This is a genomic window from Comamonas kerstersii, from assembly GCF_002056725.1.
Classification (GTDB): domain Bacteria; phylum Pseudomonadota; class Gammaproteobacteria; order Burkholderiales; family Burkholderiaceae_C; genus Comamonas; species Comamonas kerstersii.
In genome coordinates this window covers 2,014,769-2,028,946 of record NZ_CP020121.1, presented here as the reverse complement: position 1 = coordinate 2,028,946, position 14,178 = coordinate 2,014,769, and the positions used below count along the sequence as shown (strand labels likewise).

The window sequence follows — 14,178 nt, the reverse complement described above, 5'->3', positions numbered from 1 at the left end:
TGGTGTCCATGCAGGCATTGTTGGGCCCCAACTTACTTTTATGAATGCTGGCTTGCCCATGTTTACTTGCCAATTCATGCAAGTAAATGCAGCATGACGGTACGCCCCTTGCTTGGCTCCAGCACCATGCCCCACTCCCCTGCTACCACTTCCCGCCAACGTGCCCTGCTCGGTCAGGTCAGCGATATGGACCTGCGCCTGCTGCGCATCTTCAAAAGCGTGGTCGAATGCGGCGGCATGACTGCGGCCGAGCTGGAGCTGAACATCAGCACCTCCACGCTCAGCCGCCACATGAAGGACCTGGAAGAGCGCCTGGGCCTGGTGCTCTGCCGCCGGGGCCGCGCAGGCTTTGCACTCACACCGGAAGGGGTACAGGTCTATGAAGCCACCTTGCAGCTACTGGGTGGGGTGAATCTGTTTCGCAACCGCATCCATGAAATTCATGACAGGCTGGGCGGCAGCATTGAAGTGGCGCTGTTTGACAAGACCGTAACCAACCCGCAGGCGCATATTGACCTGGCCCTCAAGCGCTTTCACGAGCGTGCGCCAGAGGTGGAGATCAAGCTCCATGTCACGCACATGCACGAGATTGAGCGCGGCCTCATGGATGGACGCTATCAGGTGGGCATCATTCCGGCGCACCGCAGCTCCAGCAGTCTGGTCTACCGCGATCTATTTGGCGAGCACATGCTGCTGTACTGCGCGCCCGGCCATCCGCTGCATGGTGCAGACCATGCGCTGCTGGACTGGAGCACTCTGCAGCAGCACGCTTTTGCCGGACTGGGCTATCACTCACCCAATATGGAAGTCACGCGCCAGATGGGCCTGCGCCGCACGGCCACGGGCTTTGACCAGGAAGCCATTGCCACCCTGATTCAGACGGGCTGCTTTATCGGCTTTCTGCCCGAGCACTATGGGCGCTTGCTGGAAGCACATGGCCACCTGCAGGCCATTGCGCCCGAGCGCTTTCACTACGACTGCCAGTTTGTCGCCATGTGGCGCCTGTCCCCCCAGCCCAGCCGCGCTGCGCAGACCATGATTGAGTGTCTGGTGCAGGCTCATGCAGACAGTTCAACGCTGCTGTAAATGGAATGAGTGGGACATCTGCACTCATCACCACGGCAGGTCTTGATTTCTTCGAGCGTCTGCGTGGCGGGCTCATAGCCATCGGCGCGGCCATGGATGTGCAAGTCCTGCCACTGGCCCTGCAGTACCACTTCCACCTGATAGCTGGCACTGGCGGCCTGCCGCTTTTGCTGCACCTGTCTGTGACCTTGCATGCCCTGCACCGCGCTGGGTGCGGGCGTAAAGCGCAAGTCCAGATCGCCTTCGCGGGCAGTGAATGCGCACAGAGCGCGCACGCCAATGCTCATGCGCATAGGGCTGTGGCTGCTTCGGTGTGCCAGGTCACATGACACACCTGCGCAGGAATGCCGTGCTGGGCAAAAAACTGCAGCCAGCGGATCTGGTTGTCCTGCAGCTTGTCACCCGGTGCTTTGACTTCCACCATTGCATAGCGCTGCTCGGCAGGCCAGAAACGGATCAAATCTGGCAAGCCCGTGCGGTGGTTGCGCGGGTCGGCCAGCAGGCGCTCGAACATGCGCTGCAAATGCGTGGCGGGGATGCAATCCAGCGCCAGCTGCAGCACTTCTGCATCCAGCACCTGCCAGACCACGAACGGGTTTTGCAGGCCATGCTTGTCGGCAAAGCGCTGCACGATGGTGGCACGGTAGCGCCCGTCCTGCAGCTGTGCCAGGCACTGCGCAAACACATCGGCACGACGCTGCACAAAGTCTGGCGTGCTGAAGTCGGCGGGTGCGCTCTGGAACGGGTGAAAAAACGCACCCTGCACCGGCGCAAAAATGGCAGGCCAGCACAGCAGCCCGAACAGTGCGGTGATCAGCGTGTTCTCCACATAGAACACCGGCGCATCATCGGCATGCCAGTGGTTGCGCAAGGCAGCTTCCACACTACAGGCTGTAGCGGGCAGCGGCAGGCAGATGTCGATGCGCATGCTGTCTTCCACCACGGCAGCACGCGCGCGCTGCCGTGGTGCTGGAGTGCCTGTATGCCGCAGCAGGCGTGGCAGCATGCGCTGCAGCTTTTGCTGCTCTTCTTCGCTCTCCGGCGTTTGCAAGGCTGCCTGAGCCAGCGCCAGGGCGGGTGCATGTTCGCCCTGCAGCTCCAGCACGCGCACCAGCCGGTGGCGTGCGCCGGGGTAGCGGCATTGCGCGTACACGGCCTGTGCCGCTTGCCAGTCCCGGGCTTTTTCGCAGGCCTGGCCCAGCTGCATCAGCAGCCTGCTACGGCGGCGCTCCAGCCAGGGATTGGAGCTGGCACATTGCGCCAGCTGCTCCATCAATGCCGCAGCATCCACCGTTTCCGCGTGCAAAGCCTCGCGGCAGACCTGCATGGCGAGATAGGTGTCCACATTTTCACGGCACTGGAAGGCGCGCGCAGCCGGGGTGAGTGGCACGCTTTCATAGCGAAAAATGCCCAGGTCGGCCAGCACAAACTCCGACCAGTCCTGGCGCAGATTGCCAAAGAACATGAGCCTGAAGCGCTCGCACAGCGTGCGTGTACTGTCGCTAAGTCGCCAGCCGGTTTCTGTGGCCTCGGGGTGCCACTGCGCATAGGGGCGTGCGGGCAGGCCCTGCGCCTGCAGCGTCTGCAGCCAGTCCTGCTTGCGCTGCTGCGCTGGCAGTGCCTGCGCGCGCAGGATGTGCTGCAGCTCAGCGCGGGTGTACAGATCAAACAGCGTGGCCACGTCCATGTCGGCATCGGCCTGCAGCCACTGCAGTGCCAGCAAGGGAGCTGCAGCCTGTGCGGTGTCGCCAATCTCGTCGTACTGCAGCTTGCTGGCCCTGAACCATGGCCCGCGCCGCATCAGCATGCGCACCAGCAGGGCCTGCGAGGGCTGCGGCAAGGCATGGAACTGCTGTAGCCAGGCGTACTCGGGGGCAGCCAGCAAGTCGCTGTAGCGCTGGCGGATCCAGTCCAGCGCCTGGCAAAAGTTGTGCAGGTAATAGAAGCGGTGCGGCGCAATGGCAGCCGCCGCAGCGGTGGCAGACATGAGAGAGCAAGCAGCAAAAAACCGAAGGCAAGACTGTATAGAAAAACAGTGATTTACGGTTTGCGCCTATCCCACAGTGGCTGGTTTGCTACTGCAGATATAGCTGCCAGCGCTTGCTGCATCGCGTGAGAGCCATATTTTTTATAAATCCTGCACCTCAAAACAAAAAAGGTTCTTGCAAGCAAGAACCTTTGGGGGCCTCAAGAAACAAAGCTTATTCGTCGTCTTCGTCTTCTTCCAGCGCTGCCGCTGCATTGATGGCTTGCAAGCGTGCAGCCAGCTTGGGGATGCGGGGATTGTTTTCATCCGCAAAGTGCGCTTGCATATAGCGGCCAATAATGACACGGGCTTTGTCAGTGATGGTCAAGGACTTGGCTGCAATAAAGGCGTCAATGACCATTAAATCGAAGGGCGTTTCTTTGTAGTTTTGCATAAGGGGCGCGAGTCTAGCACCCGTCAATAAACCAAGATTGCCGCATGCACACTGCAGAAACCAGGCAGTGCGTGCTATAGAAGCAGGGACTCTGGCCATGGGTGGAACACCTGCGGCCAGAGCCCGCTGCTGGCTGGCTTGCGCTACGCCTGCAGATGCTGTTCCACGGCCGCAGCCATGGCCAGCAGCTGGCGGTCTGCACCGCGCTGGCCCACCAGCATCACGCCCACAGGCAGCTCGCCCGCCTGGCGTGGCAAGGGCAGCGACACCGCCGGCAGGTCATAGAAGTTGAACACCGAGGTGTTGCGCAGCATCAGCACATTGGTGGTGTGGAAGCGCGCCTCATCGCTCAGGCTTTCGATGGTCGGCGCCAGCAGCGGCACGGTGGGCAGGGCCAGCAGGTCGAAATCGGCCATGGCGGCATCGAGCTGTGGCAGCAGTTGCGCACGTGCCTGCTGCACACCCACGTAGTGCGCCGCGCTGATGGTTTCTCCCCGGCGAATGCGCGAGAGCACCAGCGGGTCCAGCTGCTCGACCTTGCCCTCTGCCAGCAAGTCCTGGTGGATGTGTGCAGCTTCGGCTGCGATCAGCGTGCCCTGCTCCTGCAGACGGAATGGCGCGGTGATCCAGTCCTCCAGATCCACATCCTGCACCAGCGCCTGTGCCTGCTGCAGCCGGGCCACGAACTGCTCGAAGGCGGCCAGCACCTGCGCATCGGCCTGTGTGAACAGCAGGCCACGCGGCACGCCTACACGCAGGCCCTGCACATGGCGTGGCACCAGCGGCTGCCAGGGCTGCTGGGCCAGCACGGCATCGGTCATGGCACAGTCGAACACGCTGCGCGCCAGTGGGCCGACGGTGTCCAGCGTGAACGACAACGGAAATGCCCCCGTACGTGGCACACGCGCCTGCGTGGGCTTGAAGCCCGTGACACCGTTGAGTGCGGAAGGAATGCGGATGGAGCCACCGGTGTCCGAGCCAATCGCGATCTCGCACATGCCGCGCGCCACCGCCACGCCTGCGCCTGAGGAGGAGCCGCCGGGAATGCGTGTTGCGTCATGCGCATTGCCCGGTGTGCCGTAGTGCGGATTGATACCAATGCCGGAGAAGGCGAACTCCGTCATGTTCGTCTTGCCAATCACGATGGCACCGGCAGCACGCAGGCGCTGCACGATGACGGCATCCTGCGCAGCAGGGGCTGCCTCACGCAGCACTTTAGAGCCAGCCGTGGTGGGCTCGCCCGCCACATCGAACAAGTCCTTGATGGACACAATGCGCCCATCCAGCGGCCCAAGGCAAATGCCTGCTGCAGCACGCGCATCGGCTGCCTGTGCGGCAGCCAGCGCGGCATCGGCATAGACACGGGTGAAGATGCGCATGCCTTCAGCACCTGCCTCTGCAATAGCCTGCAGCGCCTGCTGGGTACGTTGCAAAGCAGTCATGGCGCTGGCACTCATTGCGCTTCAGTGGCTGGAGCGGGAACGGGAGCTGGTGCAGTCACCACTTCCACTTCCGTGCTGGTCACCACCTCCATGCGCTGCATGGAAGCAGGCAGCATCTTGTCCAGCCAGCCAGCGCCCCATGCCAAAGCCAAGCCCAGCACGACGATCAGCAGCGCCCACAGCCAGCGTTTGGCGTAGTTGACTGCATAGGGGTCATGCATGGTGCGCTTGGCGTTCAGCGGCACCTTGGCGGTCTGCGACAGTGAGTTACCCAGAGGCAGATTGATCTTCATGCGGCCATTGATGGCCCAGCCACTGGCATCCAGAATGGGCCCCAGACTGCGCTCACGCAGCTTGAGCCAGGCAATCAGCATGCTGGGGCCCGAGATGGCCAGGATCAGGCCAATCAACGCCACTGGAATCCAGGGGCCCAGTTCAATGAACTTGCCAAAAATTGCCACCACCATGGTGCTGATGGAGCCCATGGCCACGCCAATGGCAGCTACCGTTCCGACGTCTGTCTTGCGGGCTGCAGGTGCAGCGGCAGGTGCTGCCGGTGTCGTGGCCAGTTCGGTGAGCTTGGCAGCCTGGGTGTTCAGATTGGCCGTGACGCTCTCGTTCTTGGCGGCAGCACGCTTGGCCACCTGCTCTTCAATCATGCGCACAAACTTCTTGTACGGCGAGAAGAAGGCCTGGCCAATGCTGGTGGGGTTCTCGATGAGCTTGGTGATGGTGGCATCCCAGTCATGGCCATCACGGTCATAGAAGATACCGTTGCGGCCTACGAACAGGAAGTCCACATCCCCCGCCGTAAAGGCGGCGACGATATTGCGCTTTACCCCATTGCGGCGGCATTCGCAGTACGCCAGATAGACCTTGGCCATGCCCGCCAGTGTGGCGTGTGCGCCGGGGTCGGTCACATCCACCGTCAGGTCGCAACTGCGGCCATCCAAGTACAGCGTCCCCGACTGGAAGGCTGCACCCTCGCGGCGATAGAAGTGGGCGAAGTTCACAAAATTGTTCAGCAGCGCCAGCAGGTCACGCTGAAAGCGGATCAGCTTTTCCAGCGCCACCACACGCTGGCTGTGCTGCTGCTCGGCTTCATCCCGCTCGATCAGCTGCTGCAGCTGCTCCTGCAGACCACTGTTCAAGAGGGCCTGCGCTTCTTCCGCACCCAGATGGCCCAGCGGGGTTTGAGGGTAGGCAGCCAGCCATGCCTGACACGCAGACAGCTGCGCCTTCACGGCATTCCACTGCTCCACCTGCAGGCTGTCCACATCGCCCAGCAAAGGCTGGACGACGGTCCTGCGGAATTCCTCCATGGCCTGCGCCCACGCAGGATTGATGCCCTGGCGCAGCGGCAGCACCGCATCCGCCGTGAACTGCGCCAGCGGCAGGGCTGCAATGGCTGCGTCCTGCTGCGTCAGCACCTGCGTGCCCAGCGCGGCATAGCCTTCAGCCGTGGGGCTGAGCGCCTGCTGTGCCTTGGCATCAAAGGCGGCCAGATGCGCACGGGCAAAAAAGTCCTCCACCTTGGCCTGCACGGCATTCAGGGCCGAGGCAGCAGCCACGGCCTGCTCCTGGCTGGGCAGGGAGCAGGTATTGGTCTGTGCCTGCGCATGCCAGCTGGCAATGGCCTGTACATCGGTAAAGAAGTTATCCAGCTGGGCTCGGCCCAGGCCGGGCTGGCCATCGCAGCCAGTCACGCTGCCATAGCTGTCCATGATGCGGCTGGCCAGAGCCGCCAGCTCAGGCTGGTCGGTCAGTGCCGCGGGGTTGAGCACACCATCGCCATTGAAAGGCATGGCATTGAGCGAGGCCATGCGTGCCTGCACATCGGCCAGCGTCACGCTGTCGGCATCTTCACGGCCAGCCAGCTTCAAAATGCGGCGTGCCTCGTCAGCCAGCGCCTGACCTTCTTCGGTCGCATCACTGATGCTGTCCAGACGCAGCACATCACTGCTTTGTGCCAGCACATCCGGATGCTTGACCATGGATACCGCCCATTCGCAGGCAGCCACCAGTTCGGGCGCACGGATGCGCCCATCGGCATCGGTATCAATCAGATCCAGCGTGGCGTTATCAAACTCAATGCCACGTGTCGGGCAAGCCAGCGCCACCCAGAGCTTTTGATCAAGCTGGCCGATATGGGCGATATCGGCACCCGTACGAATCGAAACCTGATCAACCCCTCCCGCACGGAAGAACTGCCATTCGTGTTGTTTTTGCATGCTGCACTCAATGAATATGCGATGGATCATGGCGCATCACGCAGCAGCGTGCTGGCCATTTCGAATGGCTGCAAGTGTATGCGTGCCGTGCACCACCCACGCTGGCAAGCTGGACGCACGCAACATCCGCAGACGACATCTACATTGTTTGACAATTGGCGTTGCAGCACGGCATTCCTGCATGGCCGTGCCACAATCGCCCGTATGCCCATGACGCCTCTACGCTCTCATGCCTTTACGCCCTCTCCGCAATCAGCGGAAACGGGCATCATGCCTGACCTCTACCGCCTGAGCGTGGGGCCTGTCGGCGCAGCGTATTACCAGCAGCATTTCCAGCGTTTCGAAACTCTGGGCAAGACCGTTCCCTGCTGGAACCATGGCGCAGCCTTCTTCACTCTGGCCTGGCTGATACTGCGCAAGCTATGGCGGCCTGCGGGCATTTATGCCGCGGTCCTGGCTGGTGTGCTGGCCCTGTGGTGGTGGGGTCTGCATGGCCGCGTTCCGCTGGCTGTGGAAGCATCGGTCTGCCTGCTGCTGGGGCTGCTGCTGTGCGTCGTGCCCGGCTTTATGGGCACAGGGCTGTACTACCACCATGTGCGCAAGCAGACCCTGCACACACTGACCCACGCCAAATCCTTGGCACAGGCGCGTGTGCAACTGGCCTCACAGGCGATTGCCACAGAGCGTCTGCACATCGTGGCATCCGTGCAGGCTCTGGCAGCCCTGCTCATCGGCGCAGCCCTCTTCTACGCACCGTCCAGCCAGACATTTGCCCTGCCTGACACCAGCACGACCCAGCCCGGCACAGGGCCACAACTGGTGATTCCTTCGGTGGAAAGCATCCGCGCCCAGCAGCCTGAGCTGCCCGCAATGGAACCCCTCCCTGCGCTCGAACCGGCTCCAGCACCTGCACCTGCACCTGTACCTGCCGAGCCTCTGCCCGCACCAGCGGCCGAGGACAAGACGTCTGCAGCCCCTGAAGCTGCCAAGGAGAACACGGCAGGAGAAACGCTGTCCATCGTCAATTTTGCGCAGTCCGTGCCCGTGCAGTTCAGCCCCACGCCAGACACGGCTGCAGCTACGGCAGCCACAACCGCAGTAACAGCAACTGCTGCAACAGTGGCAGCTGCCTCCGCAGCCCCTGCGCCACAGAAAGCGAAGGCTGAGGCTCCCAGCAAAAAGCCCGTCACCGCGCCAGCAGCCATGGTCAAGACCAAGGCCGCCCCTGCTGCTCCCGGAACCAGCAGCAAGCTGATCCCCGGCAAGTACTACCTGAATGCTGGCGTCTACGCACAGGCCAGCAATGTGGATGCCGCCGTCCAACAGCTCAACAGAATGAAGCTGGGCGCAGTACGCCAGACCATCAAAGGCAAGAATGGCACGCTCACGCGCTTGTATATCGGGCCGTTTGAGCAGCGCAAGCAGGCCGAGCAGGCCGCCGTACAGGCCCAGAAACTGCGCATGCAGACCCAGGTGCTGAAGGCGCGTTAATCGCGACTACGGGGCGCTGCAGGTCTTGTCCGTCACAAAGAGTCACACCCGTGCCCCAAATCATGGCGCCACGGCTGTTAAGGTATGGGCTGTGCAACAACTGAGGAGTTGAATTACATGCGCTATGTACTGCCCCTGCTGGGTCTGACCGGCATTCTGACCATCGCTGGTTGCTCCACATCATCGCACTTTGGCCATGGAAAAGCCGGTGCCGATGCTCCCCGCCCCGTGCAGCAATGCAATGCACAAAATGCGCAGTGGGCCGTGGGCAAGACCAATACCGAGCACAACATCAACGAAGCCCGCAAGCGCTCTGGCGCCTATATGGCACGCGTGCTCAAGCCCGGCCAGCCCATGACGCGTGACTTCAACGTAGAACGCCTGAATCTGGAAGTCGATGCCACCGGCCGCATCATCAAGGCCTTCTGCGGTTAAGCATCTAATTTTTTGATAGCTGCCAGCGCTGAATACAAGCCAACTTCAGCATCAAAACTATCTAAAAATAAGAAAGCACCTGCGCAAGGTGCTTTCTTTTTATGAGTATTCAGGCTTTATTCGTCGGCCAGAAACAGCTCCTGCAAATCACTCAGAAAGTCAAAGCCACGCTCCGTCGGCTGTACATGGCCGCCTTGCAGGGTGACCAGACCCTTGCGCTGCGCTGCATCCAGCGCAGACTGAATGGTGCTGACGGGCAGGCCCGTGCGGTCCAGATAGTCCTGCACCGCAAAGCCACCGCGCAGGCGCAGTGCATTGAGCATGTACTCAAACGGCAAATCCTTGCGGCGCACGTCCTCGTCACTGGCCAGCGCACGGCCTGCCAGTGCGGCGTCCATATAGCGCTGCGGGTCACGAATCTTGACCTGGCGCACGATACGGTGCGCAAAGCTCAGCTTGCCGTGCGCCCCTGCACCAATGCCCAGGTAGTCACCAAACTGCCAGTAGTTGGTGTTGTGAAAGCACTGGTGGCCATCGCGTGCGTAGGCTGAAATTTCATAGCGCTGCATGCCTGCCGCGCCCGTCATGGCGGTGATGCGGTCCAGCATGTCATAGGCTGTGTCTTCTTCCGGCACGACGGGTGGAAACTTGGCGAAGTAGGTATTCGGCTCGATCGTCAGGTGGTAAATCGAGATGTGCGGCGGTTTGAAGCTCAGCGCTGTCTCCAGGTCTTTGATCAGATCGGCCTCGGTCTGCCCCGGCAGGGCATACATGATGTCGAGGTTGAAGGTCTCAAACGATTCCGCCGCTTCCTGCACCGCAGCCCGTGCCTGTGCTCCATCGTGCACACGCCCTAACGCCTTTAAAAAGCGGTCATCAAAGCTCTGCACCCCAATCGACAGGCGTGTGATGCCTGCATGGCGGTAGGCCTTGAAGCGCTCTTTTTCAAAGGTACCGGGGTTGGCCTCCATGGTGATTTCACAGTCAGGCTCCATGCGCAGGCGCGCACGCAGGCCACTGATCAACTGGTCAATGCTCTCGGGGCTGAACAGGCTGGGGGTTCCGCCACCAATGAACACGCTGTGCACCGTGCGGCCCCAGATCAGAGGCAGGCTGGCTTCCAGATCGGCCATCAGCGCGTCGATATAGCGCTGCTCAGGCACACCGCCTTCGGCCAGCCCCCGCTGCTCGTGCGAGTTGAAGTCACAGTACGGACACTTCTTGAGGCACCACGGCAGGTGGATGTACAGCGACAGCGGTGGCAGCGCAGGCAGGGCCAGCGTGCCCATGCGCATGTAGTGCTGTACGTCCTTGGGTGCCTGGCCCACTTGCGGTTCACTGCCCGCAGGATGAATGGGGATGCTCATGCGTGCTTCAGGCCAGCCAGGAGGTGCGCAGCAATTCCATCATGGCGCGCGTGCTGCGGCCACGGTGGCTGTGATCGTTCTTGAACTCAGGCGCCATCTCGGCAAAGGTCTTGCCAATTTCAGGAATGATGAGCACAGGGTCAAAGCCAAAACCGTTGCTGCCACGGCGCTCCCTGGCAATCTCTACATTCACGCGGCCCACAGCAATCAGCGGCTCAGGGTCCTTGGGGTGGCGCACGCCCACCAAAGTGCTCACCATGGCGGCCTTGCGGTTGGCGTGAGGGGCCAGGTTTTCCAGCAGGCAGGTCACATTGTTGGCATCGCTTTTTTCGTAGCCGTAGTGCGTGCAGTAGTAGGCTGTATCCACGCCGGGCAGGCCGCCAAAGGCTTCCACGCACAGACCTGCATCGTCCGCAATTGCAGGCAGACCGGTTTTTTCGGCAGCAAAGCGCGCCTTGCTCAGGGCGTTTTCCACAAAGGTGCCATAGGGCTCGGGCGCTTCGCCCTGAAACAGATCGCCCTGGCAGATCAGCTCCACGCCCAGAGGCGCAAACATGGATTGCAATTCGGCCAGCTTGCCGCGGTTGTTGGAAGCGAGAACAATTTTCATGGGTAAAAAATGGCTGCAACGCCCATGCAGCAAGCGCTGGCAGCTCTCTTTATTTCATCAGACAGGCAATCCGCAGCATCTGCGGCAAAGGTGACAAGTGTGCGTCAAAGTGCAAGCCCATGCGCAGCGCTGAGGTGGGCGAGGCTATGGCAGCTTGCGCTCGGCCGAGCGGCGGATGGCCGCATTGATCTCGGCAATATTGCGCTCGATTTCTTCTTCGCCGAGCGGGTCATCCAGCGTATCCAGGTCGTGCTCGGACTGGATGGTCGTGGCAAAGGGCTCGTGCGTCAGATGGGTGTCGGTATGGCTTTCACCGGTGCTGGGCTCGTGATCCGGCACTTCCCACTCCATGCCTATGGCAGTGACGTTGTCGCTTTTCTCGCCTGCTGTCTGCAAGGCAGCATCCACCAGCGCAGGAATGGCTTCATGCACGGGCTGCCGGGACAGCCCCTGCAGCAAAAAGGCTTCGTCGAGCACGCCCCACAGCCCGTCCGAGCACAGCAGGACGCGGTCCCCACGGCGCAGGTTATGCGGGCCGCTGATGTCAAAAATCGGGTCGCCAGATGCCCCCAGACAGGTGAACAGCACATTGCGGTTGAGCAGCTTTTTGGCCAGCTGCCTGGGAATGCGGAAGGCACCTTCCATCTCAGAATAAGAATGGTCACGCGTGCGCGCCAGCAACTGCCCCCTGCGCACCCAGTACAGACGCGAATCACCGCAGTGCAGCCAGGTCACGGTGCCGTTTTGCACCACGGCCGCCACCAGCGTGGTGCGTGGTGCATCAGCCATGCGCTTGAACTTGGCATAGCGCTGGATATGGCGGTGCGCCGTCATCACGGCACGGCGCAGAAAGTCAGCCGGATTGGGCAGGGTCAACTGCGCTTCGCGCTGAAACTGTGCCGCAATGCTCTGCAGCGCCAGCTGTGCGGCCACCTCGCCTTCGGCATGCCCGCCCATGCCATCTGCCAGCAGGAACAAGGCCGCTTCCCGGGTGTAGCAATAGCCCATGCGGTCTTCATTGATGGCACGCCCCCCACGGCGACTGAGCTGAAATACGGAAAATTTCATGAAGCCCTCGCCCGCGCTGCCTCCTGCGCGGCCTGCGCGGCCTGCGCCCTGCTGGTGTCACCCATCAGGCTTTCCAGCTGCAGACGCACTTTTTCGGCCACACTCAGCGGGGTGTAGCTGCGCGGCGGCTCGTTGATTAGCGCCTTGTGGAACGCAAACACAGACTGCGGGCGCTCCATGGGGTCCAGCGCCATGGCCGACTGCACCAATTCCAGCAGGTTATCGGAATACACACCACGCAGACGCGCCAGCGCCATGGCCAGCCGGTCTTTGTCGCGGCGGTTGGGCACATCCGTGGGTGGCTGCCCTGTCATGCAGGCAAACATGCAGGCCCCAATGGCGTAGATATCCGTCCAAGGGCCCAGATTGTTGTCGCGCTTGTACATCTCAGGGGCAGCAAAGCCCGGCGTGTACATGGGGCGGATAAAGCTGGCTTGCTTGTTCAGCACTTCGCGCGCAGCGCCAAAGTCAATCAGCACGGCACGGTCTTCATCGGTGATGAAGATATTGGCGGGCTTGATGTCCAGGTGCAGCATCTTGTGCTGGTGCACGATGCGCAGACCGCGCAGCACCTCATCAAACAGCGAACGGATGGTGGACTCACGCAAAACCTTGTGGTGTTTCTTGCCGCGTGCCAGCACCACGTATTCCTGCAAGGATGCACCACGCAGGAAGTTCATCACCATGTAGACGGTTTCGTTCTCGCGGAAGAAATTGAGCACGCTGACCACCGAAGGGTGGGAGATCTGCGTGAGCGCACGGCCTTCTTCAAAAAAACTTTTCAGCCCCAGCCGGTACAGTGACACCTTGTCTGCAGCTACCTTGGGAACCAGTTCCCCTGGGCTGCGTGTGGTCAGTGCTGCGGGGAGGTATTCCTTGATTGCGACCTCCTGCCCCTGTGCATCCTGGGCCAGATACACGATGCCAAAACCACCTGAAGCAAGTTTGCGCACAATGCGGTAATCACCAATCTGGGTATCCGGCGGCAGGGGGGCGGGCTTGATCCTTGAAGACATTTTGTTCTGGTAAACCTCAGGGTCGACGCGGAAACTGGATAATCAGCGAATTGCAAGTAACCAAAGAAACGTCCAATGCCAGTTTACAGCATGACCGGATACACCAGCGTGCAGCACGCACCGGCGTCTACTGAGGACAACGCCTCTGCATCTCGTATGCGGTTGGGGCTTGAAATCCGCGCAGTCAACAGCCGTTTTTTGGACCTGACTTTCCGTCTGCCTGATGAACTGCGCAGCCAGGAACCCGCATTGCGCGCCCTGCTGACCAACCGCCTCAAGCGCGGCAAGGTGGAAGTGCGTGCGGCCATTGATGTGGATGCCTCTGCCTCTCTGCCCCAGCCTACTGCTGCCTTGCTGCAGCGCATGCAGTCCCTGCAGGATCTGGTGCAGGCCTGGCTGCCTGACGCCAAGGGGCTGAGCGTGGCCGATGCATTGCGCTTTTCCGGCAATGGTCACGCCGTGCAGGTGGACTGGCAGGAAATCGTTCCCGCACTGGCTGACAAGGCCATTGATGAACTGGTGGACGCCCGTGCACGCGAAGGCAAGCGCCTGGCCAGCATGCTGCTGGACCGCATCCAGCAGCTGCGCGCACTGGCCGAGCAGGCAGGACCTTTGGTGCCCCAACTGGTAGAGCAGCAGCGCCAGCGTTTTCTGGAGCGCTGGCAAGAAGCCATGGGCCTGACCGAAGGCCAGGTTGCACCGGAAGCTGCCCGCGAGCGTGCACTGTCTGAAGCCACCGCCTTTGCCATCCGCATTGATGTGGCAGAAGAAATCACACGCCTGGGCTCACACCTGGACGAGGTCGAGCGCCTGCTCAAGAAGGGGGGCGAAATCGGCAAGCGCCTGGACTTCCTGATCCAGGAAATGCACCGCGAAGCCAACACCCTGGGTTCCAAGTCCGCCACACTGGAATTGACACGCATCAGCGTGGACATGAAAGTGCTGATTGAGCAAATGCGCGAGCAAGTTCAGAACATCGAGTAAATCACCGTCACCGCTACAGGGCGCTTCC

13 protein-coding genes are annotated in these 14,178 nt (G+C 61.3%); 4 read left to right on the top strand and 9 right to left on the bottom strand.

The annotated features are described in order from the left end of the window. Positions 1-93 precede the first annotated feature (93 nt). Positions 94-1,086: a LysR family transcriptional regulator gene (locus B5M06_RS09510; protein ID WP_080025212.1), complete on the top strand. Its 993-nt coding sequence runs from the start codon at positions 94-96 to the stop codon at positions 1,084-1,086. Here B5M06_RS09510 and B5M06_RS09505 read toward each other — a convergent pair. The 5 genes from B5M06_RS09505 to B5M06_RS09485 all read right to left on the bottom strand — a co-directional run bounded on the left by B5M06_RS09505 (position 1,059) and on the right by B5M06_RS09485 (position 7,179). Further along, on the bottom strand, positions 1,059-1,379 hold the full coding sequence (locus tag B5M06_RS09505) for a hypothetical protein (protein ID WP_054065670.1): 321 nt from the start codon (positions 1,377-1,379) through the stop codon (positions 1,059-1,061). The two genes, B5M06_RS09510 and B5M06_RS09505, sit on opposite strands and share 28 nt — an antisense overlap. Continuing rightward, positions 1,370-3,073 (bottom strand): VRR-NUC domain-containing protein, encoded by a 1,704-nt coding sequence (locus B5M06_RS09500; RefSeq protein WP_054065669.1) that lies wholly within the window; start codon positions 3,071-3,073, stop codon positions 1,370-1,372. Before B5M06_RS09500 ends, B5M06_RS09505 begins: the two co-directional genes overlap by 10 nt. Before the next feature lie 214 nt (positions 3,074-3,287). Beyond that, a complete protein-coding gene (locus B5M06_RS09495) occupies positions 3,288-3,506 on the bottom strand; it encodes a hypothetical protein (RefSeq protein ID WP_054065668.1) in 219 nt (72 codons plus the stop codon). 143 nt (positions 3,507-3,649) lie between these two features. Beyond that, positions 3,650-4,948 (bottom strand): amidase, encoded by a 1,299-nt coding sequence (locus tag B5M06_RS09490; protein WP_054065684.1) that lies wholly within the window; start codon positions 4,946-4,948, stop codon positions 3,650-3,652. 11 nt (positions 4,949-4,959) lie between these two features. Next, positions 4,960-7,179 (bottom strand): hypothetical protein, encoded by a 2,220-nt coding sequence (locus B5M06_RS09485; RefSeq protein WP_054065667.1) that lies wholly within the window; start codon positions 7,177-7,179, stop codon positions 4,960-4,962. A 270-nt stretch (positions 7,180-7,449) separates the two neighbouring features. On the opposite strand from B5M06_RS09485, the gene B5M06_RS09480 reads away from it, so the two are divergent. Continuing rightward, positions 7,450-8,670, top strand: coding sequence for an SPOR domain-containing protein (locus tag B5M06_RS09480; RefSeq protein ID WP_162777381.1), 1,221 nt, complete (start codon positions 7,450-7,452; stop codon positions 8,668-8,670). A gap of 117 nt (positions 8,671-8,787) precedes the next feature. After that, positions 8,788-9,105, top strand: a complete 318-nt coding sequence (locus B5M06_RS09475) for an I78 family peptidase inhibitor (RefSeq protein WP_114070889.1) — start codon at positions 8,788-8,790, stop codon at positions 9,103-9,105. A gap of 116 nt (positions 9,106-9,221) precedes the next feature. Here B5M06_RS09475 and hemW read toward each other — a convergent pair whose 3' ends face one another. The 4 genes from hemW to B5M06_RS09455 all read right to left on the bottom strand — a co-directional run bounded on the left by hemW (position 9,222) and on the right by B5M06_RS09455 (position 13,166). Then, on the bottom strand, positions 9,222-10,472 hold the full coding sequence (hemW, locus tag B5M06_RS09470; protein ID WP_054065664.1) for a radical SAM family heme chaperone HemW: 1,251 nt from the start codon (positions 10,470-10,472) through the stop codon (positions 9,222-9,224). A gap of 7 nt (positions 10,473-10,479) precedes the next feature. Continuing rightward, entirely contained in the window at positions 10,480-11,082 is a 603-nt protein-coding gene (gene rdgB, locus B5M06_RS09465) for an RdgB/HAM1 family non-canonical purine NTP pyrophosphatase (RefSeq protein ID WP_054065663.1), read from the bottom strand. A 144-nt stretch (positions 11,083-11,226) separates the two neighbouring features. Continuing rightward, a complete protein-coding gene (locus tag B5M06_RS09460) occupies positions 11,227-12,150 on the bottom strand; it encodes a PP2C family protein-serine/threonine phosphatase (protein ID WP_054065662.1) in 924 nt (307 codons plus the stop codon). Next, on the bottom strand, positions 12,147-13,166 hold the full coding sequence (locus B5M06_RS09455) for a serine/threonine protein kinase (protein WP_054065661.1): 1,020 nt from the start codon (positions 13,164-13,166) through the stop codon (positions 12,147-12,149). Before B5M06_RS09455 ends, B5M06_RS09460 begins: the two co-directional genes overlap by 4 nt. 90 nt (positions 13,167-13,256) lie before the next feature. Here B5M06_RS09455 and B5M06_RS09450 point away from each other — a divergent pair, with 90 nt between their 5' ends. Beyond that, on the top strand, positions 13,257-14,150 hold the full coding sequence (locus B5M06_RS09450) for a YicC/YloC family endoribonuclease (RefSeq protein ID WP_054065683.1): 894 nt from the start codon (positions 13,257-13,259) through the stop codon (positions 14,148-14,150). The last annotated feature ends 28 nt before the right edge of the window (positions 14,151-14,178 follow it).